Source organism: Flagellimonas maritima, assembly GCF_003269425.1.
GTDB classification, from domain to species: Bacteria; Bacteroidota; Bacteroidia; order Flavobacteriales; family Flavobacteriaceae; genus Flagellimonas; species Flagellimonas maritima.
In genome coordinates, this window is the sequence record NZ_CP030104.1 from 1,314,881 (window position 1) to 1,328,637 (window position 13,757).

Sequence of the window (13,757 nt, forward strand, 5' to 3'; positions counted from 1 at the left end):
TAGTTTTAGAATGGTAGGTCATCGTCCTGTTCAGGTTTTTCGGTACCAGAGGGACCGGTCGTTGATCTTACGGGTTCATTCTGTGCTACTTTACCAGCTGGTTGCTGTGCGTTCTCCGTACTTTCTTTCTTTGTGGACAAGAAAGTAAAATCTTGAACGTGTACTTCCGTAGTGTATCTGGTGTTGCCGTCCTCTCCTTGCCATTGTCTATTTTTTAACCTTCCTTCCAGATATACCTTATCACCCTTGCTCAAATACTTTTCGCAAATTTCCGCAGCTTTATTTCTTATGACAATGTTGTGCCAATCGGTGTTGGTGACCCTTTCCCCTGTTTGCTTGTTGGTATATGTTTCGTTGGTGGCCAAAGGAAACCTTGCAATACAGTTTCCTCCTTCAAAATAATGGATTTTGACCTCGTCTCCCAAATGCCCGATCAGCATCACTTTGTTCAATGTTCCGCTCATAATTCTTTAATTTGTCAAAAGTACTAAATTTTATATGTCTTAATGAAATCGGCAATCAAAACAGGAACTGGAAAAGAACTGATATTTTCCCAAGAAACTCCATCTTTTAAAGCATCTTCTGTATTTAAAATCCAAAATTTGGTATACAGGTGTTGATGGGAAAGTTTGTGGACTATAGGTTGCTCGTTATACAATAGGGTACTATTGTGCTTGGGAATTCCCTTTTGGTGTTTTATGAGTGCTTTTATTTCTGATTTATCCAATATCCTTTCGGATTCCAACAGGGGAAATTGATATAGGTTCTGCCAGATACCCCTGCCTTTTCGTTGTTCGAGCATAGTCTTTCCTGTATCGTCCTGAAAAACCAAATAGTTAAAAAACCTATTCTTAACTTTTGTTTTATTGAGCTTTACGGGCAGGGCACTCACTTTGTTTTCTTGAAGCGCCACACAACTATTGTTCAAAGGACATAACAAGCAGTACGGTTTCTTGGGAGCGCATTGAATTGCTCCAAATTCCATGATGCCCTGATTATAGTCCCGAATATTATTGGCATCCATTACTTCGCGCGCCAATTCTTTAAAGTATTTGATTCCCTTTGTACTGTTAATGGGCAAATCCACACCAAAATATCTGGCCAGCACGCGATAAACATTCCCATCTACAACAGGTTCTGGCTCATTAAAACATATTGAAGCTATGGCACTGGCAGTATAATCCCCAACACCTTTCAATGATTTGAGCTCTCTATAGGTAGTGGGAAATTTTCCTTTATACTCTTCAACCACAATTTTTGCCGTAGCATGGAGGTTTCTAGCTCTGGAATAGTATCCCAGACCTTGCCAAAGTTTTAGTACTTGTTCTTCTTCAGCATTTGCTAAATCGTAAACTGTTGCGAAAGCCTTTAAAAACTTATGATAATAGGGTGTTCCTTGGGCAACACGTGTTTGCTGCAGCATAATCTCTGAAAGCCAAATTTTATAGGGGTCATTGGTTGATCTCCATGGAAGTTCACGCTTATGCTCACTGTACCATTTCAAAATTTTTTGGGAAAAAGACATCAAGGAAAATACTAATGGTTAAATGTAATAGTTTATATACTTAAAATTAAAGGGTTTAAACAAAAGATTAATTTTAATTTTTATATTTGCAAGCCTAAAAAATAAGAAAATAATAATACGAAATGACGAAAGCAGATATTGTAACTAGAATCTCGGAAAAACTAGGTATTGAAAAAGGAGACGTACAAGCAACAGTTGAATCTTTTATGGAGGAGGTAAAAACTTCATTGGAGAATGGTGATAATGTTTATTTAAGAGGTTTTGGGAGCTTTATCATAAAGACGAGAGCAGAAAAGACCGGTAGAAACATTTCAAAGAACACTACCATAAAAATCCCTGCGCACAACATACCTGCCTTTAAACCCGCAAAGGTTTTTGTTGAGGGTGTAAAAAGCAACGTTCAAGTAAAATAATATAATTAATATAAAAGAAAGAGCCATATGCCGAGTGGTAAAAAAAGAAAAAGACACAAGGTAGCTACCCATAAGCGTAAAAAGCGCAGGAGAGCTAACCGACACAAGAAAAAGTAGTTGTAACAACTACTTTTTCATTTTAAGCACAAACGTTCTTTGACATAGAGATTCAACAAAAGAATTTCAGTCGGTTTGCAATAAAACCGATCTACATATATTTTTTAATCATTTATCCCGATCATTAGACGGATAAATTAAAATCGATTCAGGTGAATAGAGAATTAATCGTAAGATCTAGTCCTGATGCAGTCGATTTTGCCTTACTAAAAGATGGAAAATTAATAGAATTGCATAAAGATGAGGATGACAACAACTTTTCTGTTGGGGATATCTTCCTAGCCAAGATAAGAAAACCCGTCACTGGTTTAAATGCGGCATTCGTAAACGTAGGTTATGAAAAAGATGCATTTCTGCATTACCATGACCTGGGACCACAATTGTCCTCCATGTTACAATTCATTAAAAAAGTTAGGACAGGAAAGCTCAAGGACTTTTCGCTAAAAAATTTTCCATTTGAAAAAGATATAGACAAGAATGGCAGTATTAACGAAGTTATTAAGGCCAATCAGTCATTATTGGTACAAATTGTAAAAGAACCCATATCAACCAAAGGACCAAGAATTAGTTCAGAGCTTTCACTAGCGGGACGTTACTTGGTCATGGTCCCATTTTCTGACCGTGTTTCCGTATCACAAAAAATAGGGAGCAAGGAAGAAAAAGATAGGCTTATAAGACTTGTAAAAAGTATTAAGCCAAAAGGATTTGGAGTTATTATACGTACCGTTGCAGAAGGCAAAAAAGTTGCAGAACTGGATAGAGATCTTCAGAACTTGTCATCCAAATGGATGACAATGTGCATGAAATTGCAAAAAGCATCCCATCCATCCAAAGTTTTGATAGAGCTCAACAGGGCCTCTTCCATACTAAGAGATGTGTTCAACGATTCCTTTACTGGAATACATGTTGACGATGAAACACTTTACAATCAAATCAAAGATTATTTGCATGAAATTGCGCCCCAAAAAGAGTCTATTGTAAAATTATATTCTGGCTCGTCCCCTATATTTGAAAAATTTGGAATTGAGCGCCAGATCAAGACCTCTTTTGGCCGTACGGCTTCCATGAGTCGCGGAGCATATCTTGTGATAGAACATACTGAAGCACTTCATGTAATTGATGTGAACAGTGGTAACCGTTCCAACAAGGCTAAAAATCAAGAGGATACTGCTTTGGAAGTTAATCTTTCCGCAGCATCCGAAATTGCAAGACAACTTAGACTGCGCGATATGGGTGGAATTATCGTTATTGATTTCATCGATATGGTCAAAGGTGATCACAGAAGAAAATTGTTTGATCACTTAAGAGACGAAATGAAGGACGATAGGGCAAAACACAAGATTTTGCCACCAAGTAAATTTGGTCTGGTTCAAATTACCAGACAACGGGTTCGTCCAGAAATGAACATCAAGACCAGTGAGGAAAATCCCAATGGTTCAGGTGCCGAAGTAGAGGCTCCTATCGTGTTGATAGATAAAATCAATCATGATTTAGAGCGAATTATGAAAGGAAATCAGAAGAACAATGGTGTTGTTCTGAACATACATCCCTTTATAGCGGCTTATCTTACAAAAGGATTTCCATCTCCACGTTATAAGTGGTTTGTGGAATATAAGAAATGGGTTAAGATCCAACCCAGAGATGCTTATACTTACCTTGAATATCGTTTTAAGGATAAAGACGGTAAAACCATAAGATAATAAATACAAAGCGACTCCAGAGATGGGGTCGCTTTTTTTGTTTTTAGTATATTGAAACCGCTTATAAAGCCTATCTGATTTACAATGGAAAAAGAAAAATTGGAATCTCAGTCCTCTAACGAGTTAAGACAAAAAATAAAGACCATAAAGGTAATTGTAGGTATGCTGGCAGGAACCTCCATATTGCTATTGGTTGTAGTCCTATATCTTTTAATAGTCAAGAAGAACAATTCAATGTTGGCCCTTTTAGTAGTAGCTTTTTCTTCAATCCCAATAATTCTGTTCAATCTAAAACAGGCCAAACAAATGCAGGCCGAGCTAGATTTAAGAGAAAAATCATAAACCCTTTTTTTTATCGATTTGACACACAATAGAGCGTATAGCCTTACCGAAGCAAAAAGAAAGTTGGAAAGTTATTGTGCTTATCAAGAGCGGTGCCATAAGGACGTACAGGAAAAATTAAGGGCAATGCGCATGATTCCCGAAGCAGTGGATCAAATCATGACCCATCTTATCCAGGAAAATTATTTGAACGAGGAACGTTTTGCCAAAAGTTTTGCCAGAGGAAAGTTCAACATAAAAAAATGGGGCAGAAACAGAATTATCAATGAACTCAAATTTCGTCAGATCTCCAGATATAATATAAATAGTGCATTATCAGAAATAAACGAGCAAGATTATCATACCACTCTCGATGAGCTGGCCAAAAAGCGATTGGCACAAATCAGTGAATCCAATATTTTAAAAAGAAGAAAGAAGCTCGCCGATTATTTACTCTACCGTGGTTGGGAAAGTAATTTGGTTTATGAAAAACTTAGGGAACTGATATAAATATTAGGTATATCCATAATCATTTTCCAAATAGGAGATTATGGGTGCGCGTAATTGCCCGTTCATTCTTCCAATCAATCCATTTTTGCCCTTTGATTCTTCGCATGACACCATCAAAGTGACGCATAAACAGAATATTATAGACCGCTTTCCCAAAATTTTGCGGCTTTCTAGCGATAGCCCGTAAACTCATTGCAAAACCTGGCGTAATATACTTCATATGATGCCAGTATCCTTCTGGGATATATAAAACATTACCATGCTCCAACTGAGCAATGTGGCCTTTTGCATTTTTTAGCGCAGGCCATTTTTCCAAATCAGGATTGGCAAAATCAATATCTTCCCGTGTAATAAGTGAATGCGGGATTTTATAGAGAAACTTGGTTTCGGATTGAGGAAAAAGAATACATTGTTTCTTCCCTTCAAAATGAAAATGGAAAATATTTGCAAGGTCGATATCGTAATGCATAAAAGTGTGGGAATCGTAACCTCCAAAAAAAAGCATGGGCAATCCCTTCATCAAACGCAACCCGAAATCCGGGTATGTAAAATCCTTTTGTAACTGGGGCACTTCCTTCAATATGTTCCAAAGAAAAATTCTGAACTTGGTCGGCTCGGTTTTTAGAAGATTGACATAATCCGACATCTTCATTGTAGCATGCGGCTCGTTAAAGCCTTCGTCATGTTTTACGGGCCTGTCATCATACAACGGAACCGTCTTTTGTCCGGCAACTTCTTTGATATAATCAAGATTCCATTTGGAGTATGCGGGCCAGTCCTCAATAAAGCGTTCAATTACAACTGGCTTTTGTGGTTTGAAGTATTCTGAAAGAAACTCCTCTTTGGAAAGTGTCTTTACTCTGGGGATTTGTTTAAGGTCAAGTTCCAAAATTTAAAGTATTTTGAAACAGTAAAATTACTAAAAGGTTTTTAAACTGTATCCCAAAGGTTAATCCTCTGAGACCAATTTAGCTTTTTGCTTTGCCTCTTCGTTTCGCTCAATGGTATGCCCTGGCCGTGACCATTTTGGTTTTTCACCCAATGATTGGTATTGGGAATCGGCGGATTCAACTGTTTTGGGCTGTGAAATTTTGGTAAAGGGTTTTTGTGGATTCAACCCCAATAGCTTAAACATTTCCATATCCTCATTTACATCTGGATTAGGGGTCGTCAACAATTTATCGCCGGCAAAAATGGAATTGGCCCCGGCAAAAAAGCACATAGCCTGCCCTTCCCTGCTCATTTCGGTTCGGCCTGCCGATAATCTAACCTGGGTTTCCGGCATCACAATTCTAGTTGTGGCAACCATACGGACCATTTCCCAAATTGAAATTGGTTCTATATCTTCCATAGGAGTTCCTTCAACTGCTACCAAAGCGTTAATGGGAACTGATTCTGGTTGAGGGTTCAATGATGATAATGCGACCAGCATTCCTGCACGGTCTTCCAATTTCTCTCCCATCCCAATAATACCACCACTACAAACGGTTACATTGCTTTTCCGTACATTTTCTATAGTGTCCAAGCGATCTTTGAAAGCTCGTGTGGAGATAACATCTTTGTAATAATCTTCAGAGGTATCCAGATTATGATTGTAGGCGTACAGTCCTGCTTCGGCCAGTCGTTTTGCTTGATTTTCAGTAATCATTCCCAAAGTACAGCAAACCTCCATATCCAACTTATTTATGGTCCGAACCATTTCCAGAACCTGATCAAACTCTGGACCATCTTTGACGTTACGCCATGCGGCTCCCATACAAACTCTTGAACTTCCAGAAGATTTGGCTCTTAATGCTTGTGCCTTTACCTGCTCAACACCCATTAAATCATTTCCTTCAATATCGGTATGGTATCTTGCTGCCTGTGGACAATAACCACAATCTTCTGAGCAACCCCCTGTTTTAATGGATAACAAGGTAGAAACTTGGACTGTATTGGGGTCATGGCGTTTTCGATGTACAGTTGCTGCATCGTACAATAACTCCATTAAAGGTTTGTTATAAATTTCTAGAATTTCTTTTTTGGTCCAGTTGTGTCTTAATTCGCTCATAAACTTAGGCTGTATCTACTTTCAAAAATAGGCCAATTCAACTAGAAATTATAATTCAGGGATTTTAATTCTTCTTGGACAAGAATGAATATACTAAAAAAATAAGTAGCTATATTCTATCGCTGATTTACTTTTTTTCATTTCTAAGGAGCAAAAAACCTCCAATTAAAAAAATTAATTGGGAAATCCACAGGATATGTGTGTATTCACTGTTTTTTAAAATAGTCCATTTTAAAATCATTGCCAGAGCTGCCAAACCTATTAAAATGTAACCAATAATTCTCTTGTTCATATCATAAGTTTTAGGGCGTCCATTTAGAAAGTAAAACGGAAACTGCGTTCCCCCCGAACCCTACGGCATTGACCATTACTCTTTGTATGGATTCTTTCTTTACTTCTTGTTGATATAATGGAGGTTGAATATGTTTTTGATATTGGAGCATCAAAATGGCCATTTCTATACTCAACATCCCCGAGGCTCCAAAAGTGTGTCCCACTTTCCATTTATTGGTAGTTAAAAAAGGTAATTTTTTACAAAACACTTTTTCAATTGCTTTCAATTCTGATAAATCACCCTTCACGGTTCCTGGGGAATGCATCACAATTACATCTACGTCTTCTGGGGATAAACTGCCAAGAGCCATTTTCATGGATTGTTGAAAGCACTGTGCATCTGTAGAGATAGATACATTATGTTTTAGAGGTTCCGTGGCATACCCTATACCTTGAATCAATGCCAGTGCATTTGATTGTTTTCCGCTCTCCAAACAAGCCATTGCTGCTCCTTCTCCCAATACCATGGAGTTTTTTTTCTTGTTAAAATTTAAGGCTTGGCAGGGGTAGCTTCGACTACGCTCAGCTACCTTATTTTCTGTTCCTGTGCTTCGACTACGCTCAGCTACCTCATTGTCCTGTTTTGGATTATCTCCTTGGGAGCTGAGCAGAGTCGAAGCTATCAAATTTTTACCCTGAGCGGAGTCGAAGGGGGCATAAATTTTTAAAGCCTGCATCTGGGCTATGGTAAAAGGTGTTAATGGAGCCTCACTGCCTCCAACCAAAAACTTAGCTGTCATGCCAGACTGAATCCACGCAATACCGTTCAACAAAGCGTGTAATGCCGTGGAGCAGGTAATGGAATGTGAGATTTCCGGGCCTTTGGATTTTAAATCGTGCGCTACCCAAGATGAGATATTCCCTAAGGTCGTTGTTGGGGAAGATAAGGTAGATGATTTTCCCCGTTTTAGAAATTCTTCATGGTATTTCTCAAAAAGTGAAGTCGCCCCACGTGAAGAACCGATATTGATTCCAAAATCAACTGTGCCTCTCCAACCTGCACTATCAATGGCTTTTCTTGCCGAAAAAATGGCGAAAAGTACAGATTCATCCAAATTTTTATAAGTATCGTTAGAATTTTTTAAGGCTTCTATTTTAGATATAGTGTTTTCAGGCAGAGGAGATGCCCAAACATACTGCTCACCAATCCTGGTTTTTGATAAATTATGGTTGTCATTTAGATAGGAGTTCCATATTTTTTCGAGAGAATCCCCTAATGAAGAAATCGAAGCTATTGCGGTAATGGAAATTGGTTCTTTCAACATGAATCATATCATTTCAATGGCGGACTTTACAGCGCTATAAATTTGTTCCATTTCTTTTTTGGTTGTTGTAAATGGTGCCAGAATATAAATAGTATTTCCAAGTGGGCGAAGAAAAACACCATTGTCCATAAAATGTTTGAAAAGTTTGTCCCTTAAATTACCATAACGTTCCATTTTTACGTTCAAATCCAAAGCGTATATAACTCCCAATTGGCGGGTAGCAGCTATTTTAGGATGATTTTTGATCGATTCATTAAATTGTTTGTGCCACTGGATAATGTTTTCAATATTATCCTGAACTTCATCGGTCTGGAGTAATTCCAAGGCTGCCAAAGCCGCTGTACATGCCAAAGGGTTAGCAGTATAGGTATGTCCATGAAACAATCCTTTGGCCATCTCGTCACTATAAAATGCACTGTATACATCTTGCGTACAGGTAGTAAGCCCCATTGGTAATAATCCTGCGGTCAGTGCTTTTGAAAGGCATATAACATCCGGTTTTGTTTCTATGTGATCGGATGCAAAAAATTTTCCGGTTTTTCCGAATCCCGTCATTACCTCATCAGCAATTGTGAGTACATTGTGCTCTTTTAAAAGAGATAAAATCATGTTAAGACCAACAGGGCAATGCATTTTCATTGCTGCTGCACCTTGTACCAAAGGTTCGTAGATAAAACCAGCTACGGAACTATTCTTCAATCTATCTTTTAGTATCTCTAGAACATCCTCAATATTTTCTGGAGTTGGTACGGGAATCCGCTTCACCTCAATAAAGAAATCCTCGAAAGGACCATTATAAACGGATAGACCGGAAACCGACATGGCTCCAAATGTATCTCCATGAAACGCCTCATCAAAAGCCAAAAGTACATTTCGTTTTTCCCCTTTATTAAAATGGTATTGCAGGGCCATTTTAATCCCAATCTCGGTAGCAGTGGAACCATTGTCGGAAAAGAAGAGTTTTTCTTGATTGACAGGAAGGATTTTGATGAGTTCTTCGGAAAGCTTTACCGCTGGTTCGTGCGTGAAACCACTGAAAACTACTTGATCCAGTTTTTGCATCTGGGCACTCACTTTTTTCAGAATATAAGGATTGCAATGCCCATACATGCATGTATACCATGAAGAAATTCCATCCACGTATTCTTTTCCTTCCTCATCGTAAAGAATTGTTCCTTTTGCACTCGAAATTGCCAACATTTCTGAATGGATTTTATGTTGGGTAAGTGGATGCCATAAGTGTTTTTTGTCCCTTTCGGCAATTTTTTTCGATGTAACAGGTTTAGTCAAACGCTTCAATTTATCTATCTTGCAAAGATCGTGATTAAAACGTAAAAAACTCTATCCTAAAAGTGCTTAAAAAGGTTAACGAATTCCTTGTTCCTGATTACAAAAATCTAAATTGGAAAACAGTTTTTCTACTACTATTATTGATTGCTCTTTTTATTAGATTCCCATTCTTTTTTAGGGATTATATAGACCGGGACGAAAGTACTTTTATCATAATGGCACAATCGTGGGTAGAAGGGCATTTGCCATACACAGAACTTTGGGATCTAAAACCCCCGATAACATTTCTGTCTTTTGCAATGGTTATCTATTTTTTTGGCAAAAGTTTTATTGCCATTCGTTTTTTTGGAACTCTCATTGTGGCAATTACAGCTCTTTTTACATTTTGCATTGCTACAAAACTGACATCTAAAAAAATTGCTTTTTGGTGTGCTGTTTTCTGTGTTTTTTTACAAAGTCTTTTTGGTAGTCTGCAAGGAGTCATGTCCGAACACATTTCTATTCTATTCTTTGTTATGGGCATTTATGTTTTGTTCACCAAAAAACATATGGTTTGGTATCTTTTTGTTGGTTTAAGCTTTGGGCTTTCCGTGCTATCAAAATTGAATATGGCTTACCCATTACTTATCTTGAGTATTTATCTGATCTGGAAAGGAATTAATGAAAAGCAGTTTTGGATGTATTTCAAACATCTTTTTTTTATAGGTATAGGATTTATTTTATTGGTAATACTAACTGCTATACCCTACTATTTACAAGGTGAAATATCAACATGGTGGCAATCTATTTTTGAGGCTCCTTTGGCATATTCCAGTTCAAAACACCATTCAATTTCAAAAACCTTACCATTTGTTTTTATAGTACTGCTTTTGTTGGTTGTTGGATTGAAGACAAAGACCATAAATTTTAAATCCAAGCCCATACAAATCCTGGCTGTTATCATTATCGGGGTTTTACTTTCCTTCATGCAAGCTGGGAAAGTAAACGGGCATTATTTGATTCAAATCTATCCTTTTTTACTGATTCTAGCGGGTATAGCCGCAAGCAAGGTTTCCGCTATACCCAAAAAGTTTATAGGTGTCATTATATTACTGCTGTTCCTGCTACCCATTGAAGCATACTTGGAATATGTGAATATCATTTCCAATAAAACAGAAAAGGGTACTTATTATAACGGAGAGGGCATTGAAGTTCCTAACTATATCAGTGAAAATAATTTAGAGACCAAAAATATATTCTTTACGGAATATCATATTGGATATTGGGTTTTGGGAGTAAACCCACCAACCAAAGCTGCCACGCATCCCAGTAGTATAGCCAGGGAAGAGCTTTTCCCATTTATGAAAAACCCAAGAAAAACTGGGATGCAAGAACTGCGCTATATTTTAGAGGTTTTACAGCCAAAAATTATTGTCGCACGAAATGGGAAAAGGATTTTCGACAAAAAATTGGTAGATTTCAATTTTTACATAGATTTATATTTGGCCCAACATTACACTTTAGTAAAAACTATAGATCGAGGATTGATTTACCAAAGACTAGAATGATTCCAATCCGGTTTTTAACTGATCAGCATATTTCTTCACGATCATTTTATTAAAAGCATCTTCTTCATTGATCCTGCCGAGAAATGAAACTCCTGTCTTGTTCAAAATAATACTTTCTGTAGTTGGGTGTTCATTTCCGCTGAAAATAATCCCTATCTCCAAATTTTTTTCCTGCAATTTTTCAATAGTTAAAAGTGAATGGTTGATACTGCCCAAATAGTGCCTGGAAACTACAATGACCTTATAGTCTGGTCGAATTAAATCAAAAATGGTGTCCGTATTGTTCAATGGAACCAATAGTCCCCCCGCTCCTTCTATAACCAAATGATTCTCGGTTTGTGGCGGAACTATTTTTTTTAAGTCAATTTTTATCCCATCAATATCAGCTGCTCCGTGTGGACTCATGGGTGTATGGAGGGCATAGCTGTTCTTGTGGATTTTGGATTTGTTATTCGAAATTAGCTCTTTAACTTTATGACTATCCGAATATTCCAAGTCCCCAGCCTGTATAGGTTTCCAATAATCAGCTTCAAGAGCTTCTACAATTATGGCTGAAGCAAGCGTCTTACCAACGTCGGTGGATATTCCGGTAATAAAAAAATTCATTGGTTTGGTTTGGTTATGAAGTTACATTGTGCACATTTATATTTTCTGGGCTCAAAAAAAGGGAAGAGTTTATAAAATATACTATTTCTTGAATAGTATATTTCTGATTTAGCGGCACTGCAGTTAGGGCAGATAATAGGTTTTCCATCCTTGTCCGTCGCATAATTACGAATGTCGTCATATATTGTCCTGGCCCTATCCTTATCAACAGAATATACCAATAACTTTACTCCACCAATAGCTGCACTGATCAATGGGTCTGAGTTTATAGTATTCTCATCTTTTAAAAAAACTTGTATACCCTCAGATTCAAGTTTACCTTTTATGATTTGTACATCAGCAGGAAACTCAAAACTGCCAAGTATATAAAATTCTTGTTTCATTATCCAATTAGATTTTTTAAGCTTGATAAAGCTCCTGATATTTCTTTATCAGTATTATATGAATGTAAACAAAATCTTAGTCGTTCCCGTCCCTTCTTTACCGTTGGAGAAATAATCGCCTTCACATCAAATCCATCTTTTTGAAGGTTTTTTGAAACCTGCTTTATTTTCTCGTTTTCTGGGATTATCATACAATGGATCGCAGAATCACTTTCTATGAAATCATTTGCTAAGTTCAGCACTTTAACCTTTTCCTTAAAGAAAAGAATATTCTCTTGTAGTTTTGACCGCTCATTTATGCCCCTTAATTCTAGATATTGATAGGCAGATAGTATGGATGCCAAGGTATGTGGGGAAAGGGCCGTAGTATAAATAAGACTCCTGGCAAAATTAACTAAATACTTTTTTAACGTTGAGCTTCCCAAAACCGCGGCTCCGTGGTTACCCAAGGCCTTTCCAAAAGTGATGATTCTGGCAAAAACCCCATCTTCAATACCTAACCCAGAGACTAAATCTCTTCCATTTCCCATTATTCCAGTAGCATGGGCCTCATCAACAATTAAATGATAACCGTGTTCTTTGCAAAAATTTAAAAATACTTTCAAATCCGGGGAATCTCCATCCATGGAAAAAACGGATTCGGTAACGACATAAATCTCTGATTTGCCATCGGTAGTGTTTAGAATACGCTCAATACTCAATTTCAAATCTTCCAAATTATTGTGCCCAAATTTGAAGGCATTGGCATTGCCCATTTTTATGCCATCACGTATACTGGCATGTATCAATTCATCATAAAAAACCAAATCTCCCCGTTGAGGTACGGATGAGAAAAATCCAATATTTGCATCGTATCCAGAGTTAAAAACCAGTGCTGATGCTGACCGATGGTAAGAAGCTAGGAAGTCTTCAAGTTTTTTGTACAATCTATGATTTCCTGTAAGTAACCGGGAGCCAGAGGCTCCATTTTTAAGGACATCAAATTCTTCCAATAAGTTTGCTGCTTGTATGGAAAACTCTTTTTTCTTTGCAAACCCCAAATAGTCGTTGGAAGAAAAGTCGATTAATCGCTGTGGTTCAGGTAACGCCCTTAAAGCGTTTTCCTGCTTTCTTTTCTCAAGTTTTCGCTGCAGCTTTTTGGGGAAGTTTGCCATGTTCCAAATGTACTATCTTTATTGAAATTTGTAGCGCATGGTTACCTACAAGCAAGCATCTTCAAAAAAGGAACTTGAGCAAATTCTTCTTTTACAAAAACAAAATCTTGCCAAAAATCTAACTGAAAAGGAAAAATCCTATCAAGGTTTTTTAACAGTAGAACACTCTTTTGTTGTCTTGAAAGCGATGAATGATGCATGCGGCCATATTCTAGCTATTGAAAATGACTTGATTATTGGTTATGCGTTGTGCATGCATCCCAGGTTTGCAGATTCTGTTGAAATATTGAAACCTATGTTCAGAGAAATTTCAAAAGTGGTAAATATGAACACCAACTACATGGTTATGGGTCAAATTTGCATTGCTAAACATTATAGAGGCAAAGGTGTTTTTAGAAATCTATATAAAGAGATGAAAAAAGTCTGCCAAAGGGTTTTGATATCATTATTACGGAAGTGGATACCAGCAATAAACGTTCTTTGTATGCAAACAAGGCAATTGGATTTAAGGAACTAAAGCAATATTGCACCCAAGATAAACAA

The 13,757-nt window shown here is 37.3% G+C and carries 16 protein-coding genes; 6 read left to right on the top strand and 10 right to left on the bottom strand.

Going from position 1 to position 13,757, the window contains the following annotated elements:
- Nucleotides 1–5 precede the first annotated feature (5 nt).
- Nucleotides 6–464, bottom strand: a complete 459-nt coding sequence (locus HME9304_RS05790; RefSeq protein ID WP_112377680.1) for a single-stranded DNA-binding protein — start codon at nucleotides 462–464, stop codon at nucleotides 6–8.
- 23 nt (nucleotides 465–487) lie between these two features.
- On the bottom strand, nucleotides 488–1,525 hold the full coding sequence (mutY, locus tag HME9304_RS05795; RefSeq protein WP_112377681.1) for an A/G-specific adenine glycosylase: 1,038 nt from the start codon (nucleotides 1,523–1,525) through the stop codon (nucleotides 488–490).
- 122 nt (nucleotides 1,526–1,647) lie between these two features.
- Here mutY and HME9304_RS05800 point away from each other — a divergent pair, with 122 nt between their 5' ends.
- The 4 genes from HME9304_RS05800 (at nucleotide 1,648) to HME9304_RS05815 (ending at nucleotide 4,586) form a co-directional block, all read left to right on the top strand.
- The gene (locus tag HME9304_RS05800; RefSeq protein WP_112377682.1) at nucleotides 1,648–1,938 is read left to right on the top strand and encodes an HU family DNA-binding protein; all 291 of its coding nucleotides are present in this window, start codon (nucleotides 1,648–1,650) and stop codon (nucleotides 1,936–1,938) included.
- Nucleotides 1,939–2,207: 269 nt separating this feature from the next.
- Nucleotides 2,208–3,755, top strand: coding sequence for an Rne/Rng family ribonuclease (locus HME9304_RS05805; RefSeq protein ID WP_112377683.1), 1,548 nt, complete (start codon nucleotides 2,208–2,210; stop codon nucleotides 3,753–3,755).
- Between the two features lie 84 nt (nucleotides 3,756–3,839).
- Nucleotides 3,840–4,097 (top strand): hypothetical protein, encoded by a 258-nt coding sequence (locus HME9304_RS05810; protein WP_112377684.1) that lies wholly within the window; start codon nucleotides 3,840–3,842, stop codon nucleotides 4,095–4,097.
- 18 nt (nucleotides 4,098–4,115) lie between these two features.
- Complete coding sequence (locus tag HME9304_RS05815) at nucleotides 4,116–4,586, top strand: regulatory protein RecX (protein WP_112377685.1); 471 nt, start codon at nucleotides 4,116–4,118, stop codon at nucleotides 4,584–4,586.
- Nucleotides 4,587–4,605: 19 nt separating this feature from the next.
- Here the strand turns inward: HME9304_RS05815 and HME9304_RS05820 are convergent, their stop codons facing one another.
- The 5 genes from HME9304_RS05820 to bioA all read right to left on the bottom strand — a co-directional run bounded on the left by HME9304_RS05820 (nucleotide 4,606) and on the right by bioA (nucleotide 9,533).
- Nucleotides 4,606–5,475, bottom strand: a complete 870-nt coding sequence (locus HME9304_RS05820) for a cupin-like domain-containing protein (protein WP_112377686.1) — start codon at nucleotides 5,473–5,475, stop codon at nucleotides 4,606–4,608.
- A gap of 60 nt (nucleotides 5,476–5,535) precedes the next feature.
- A complete protein-coding gene (gene bioB, locus HME9304_RS05825) occupies nucleotides 5,536–6,636 on the bottom strand; it encodes a biotin synthase BioB (protein WP_112377687.1) in 1,101 nt (366 codons plus the stop codon).
- A gap of 127 nt (nucleotides 6,637–6,763) precedes the next feature.
- On the bottom strand, nucleotides 6,764–6,928 hold the full coding sequence (locus tag HME9304_RS16900; RefSeq protein ID WP_164674769.1) for a hypothetical protein: 165 nt from the start codon (nucleotides 6,926–6,928) through the stop codon (nucleotides 6,764–6,766).
- A 10-nt stretch (nucleotides 6,929–6,938) separates the two neighbouring features.
- The gene (locus HME9304_RS05830; RefSeq protein ID WP_112377688.1) at nucleotides 6,939–8,234 is read right to left on the bottom strand and encodes a beta-ketoacyl synthase N-terminal-like domain-containing protein; all 1,296 of its coding nucleotides are present in this window, start codon (nucleotides 8,232–8,234) and stop codon (nucleotides 6,939–6,941) included.
- A 3-nt stretch (nucleotides 8,235–8,237) separates the two neighbouring features.
- Nucleotides 8,238–9,533, bottom strand: coding sequence for an adenosylmethionine--8-amino-7-oxononanoate transaminase (gene bioA / locus HME9304_RS05835; protein ID WP_239023395.1), 1,296 nt, complete (start codon nucleotides 9,531–9,533; stop codon nucleotides 8,238–8,240).
- A gap of 53 nt (nucleotides 9,534–9,586) precedes the next feature.
- Between bioA and HME9304_RS05840 the strand changes: the two genes are divergently transcribed.
- Nucleotides 9,587–11,071, top strand: coding sequence for an ArnT family glycosyltransferase (locus tag HME9304_RS05840; RefSeq protein WP_164674776.1), 1,485 nt, complete (start codon nucleotides 9,587–9,589; stop codon nucleotides 11,069–11,071).
- Here the strand turns inward: HME9304_RS05840 and bioD are convergent.
- From bioD to HME9304_RS05855, 3 genes are read right to left on the bottom strand one after another with little or no spacing between them, the layout of a single operon-like run.
- Entirely contained in the window at nucleotides 11,063–11,677 is a 615-nt protein-coding gene (bioD, locus tag HME9304_RS05845; RefSeq protein ID WP_112377690.1) for a dethiobiotin synthase, read from the bottom strand. The two genes, HME9304_RS05840 and bioD, sit on opposite strands and share 9 nt — an antisense overlap.
- The gene (locus HME9304_RS05850; RefSeq protein WP_112377691.1) at nucleotides 11,674–12,060 is read right to left on the bottom strand and encodes a putative signal transducing protein; all 387 of its coding nucleotides are present in this window, start codon (nucleotides 12,058–12,060) and stop codon (nucleotides 11,674–11,676) included. Before HME9304_RS05850 ends, bioD begins: the two co-directional genes overlap by 4 nt.
- Complete coding sequence (locus tag HME9304_RS05855) at nucleotides 12,060–13,214, bottom strand: aminotransferase class I/II-fold pyridoxal phosphate-dependent enzyme (RefSeq protein WP_112377692.1); 1,155 nt, start codon at nucleotides 13,212–13,214, stop codon at nucleotides 12,060–12,062. Before HME9304_RS05855 ends, HME9304_RS05850 begins: the two co-directional genes overlap by 1 nt.
- A 37-nt stretch (nucleotides 13,215–13,251) precedes the next feature.
- Here HME9304_RS05855 and HME9304_RS05860 point away from each other — a divergent pair, with 37 nt between their 5' ends.
- A complete protein-coding gene (locus HME9304_RS05860; RefSeq protein WP_239023396.1) occupies nucleotides 13,252–13,731 on the top strand; it encodes a GNAT family N-acetyltransferase in 480 nt (159 codons plus the stop codon).
- Nucleotides 13,732–13,757: the final 26 nt, after the last annotated feature.

Coding starts and splice junctions, on each gene's coding strand:
- HME9304_RS05790 (WP_112377680.1), bottom strand. CDS start 464: ATGAGCGGAACATTGAACAAAGTGATGCTGATCGGGCATTTGGGAGAC.
- mutY (WP_112377681.1), bottom strand. CDS start 1,525: ATGTCTTTTTCCCAAAAAATTTTGAAATGGTACAGTGAGCATAAGCGT.
- HME9304_RS05800 (WP_112377682.1), top strand. CDS start 1,648: ATGACGAAAGCAGATATTGTAACTAGAATCTCGGAAAAACTAGGTATT.
- HME9304_RS05810 (WP_112377684.1), top strand. CDS start 3,840: ATGGAAAAAGAAAAATTGGAATCTCAGTCCTCTAACGAGTTAAGACAA.
- bioB (WP_112377687.1), bottom strand. CDS start 6,636: ATGAGCGAATTAAGACACAACTGGACCAAAAAAGAAATTCTAGAAATT.
- HME9304_RS16900 (WP_164674769.1), bottom strand. CDS start 6,928: ATGAACAAGAGAATTATTGGTTACATTTTAATAGGTTTGGCAGCTCTG.
- HME9304_RS05830 (WP_112377688.1), bottom strand. CDS start 8,234: ATGTTGAAAGAACCAATTTCCATTACCGCAATAGCTTCGATTTCTTCA.
- bioD (WP_112377690.1), bottom strand. CDS start 11,677: ATGAATTTTTTTATTACCGGAATATCCACCGACGTTGGTAAGACGCTT.
- HME9304_RS05850 (WP_112377691.1), bottom strand. CDS start 12,060: ATGAAACAAGAATTTTATATACTTGGCAGTTTTGAGTTTCCTGCTGAT.
- HME9304_RS05855 (WP_112377692.1), bottom strand. CDS start 13,214: ATGGCAAACTTCCCCAAAAAGCTGCAGCGAAAACTTGAGAAAAGAAAG.
- HME9304_RS05860 (WP_239023396.1), top strand. CDS start 13,252: ATGGTTACCTACAAGCAAGCATCTTCAAAAAAGGAACTTGAGCAAATT.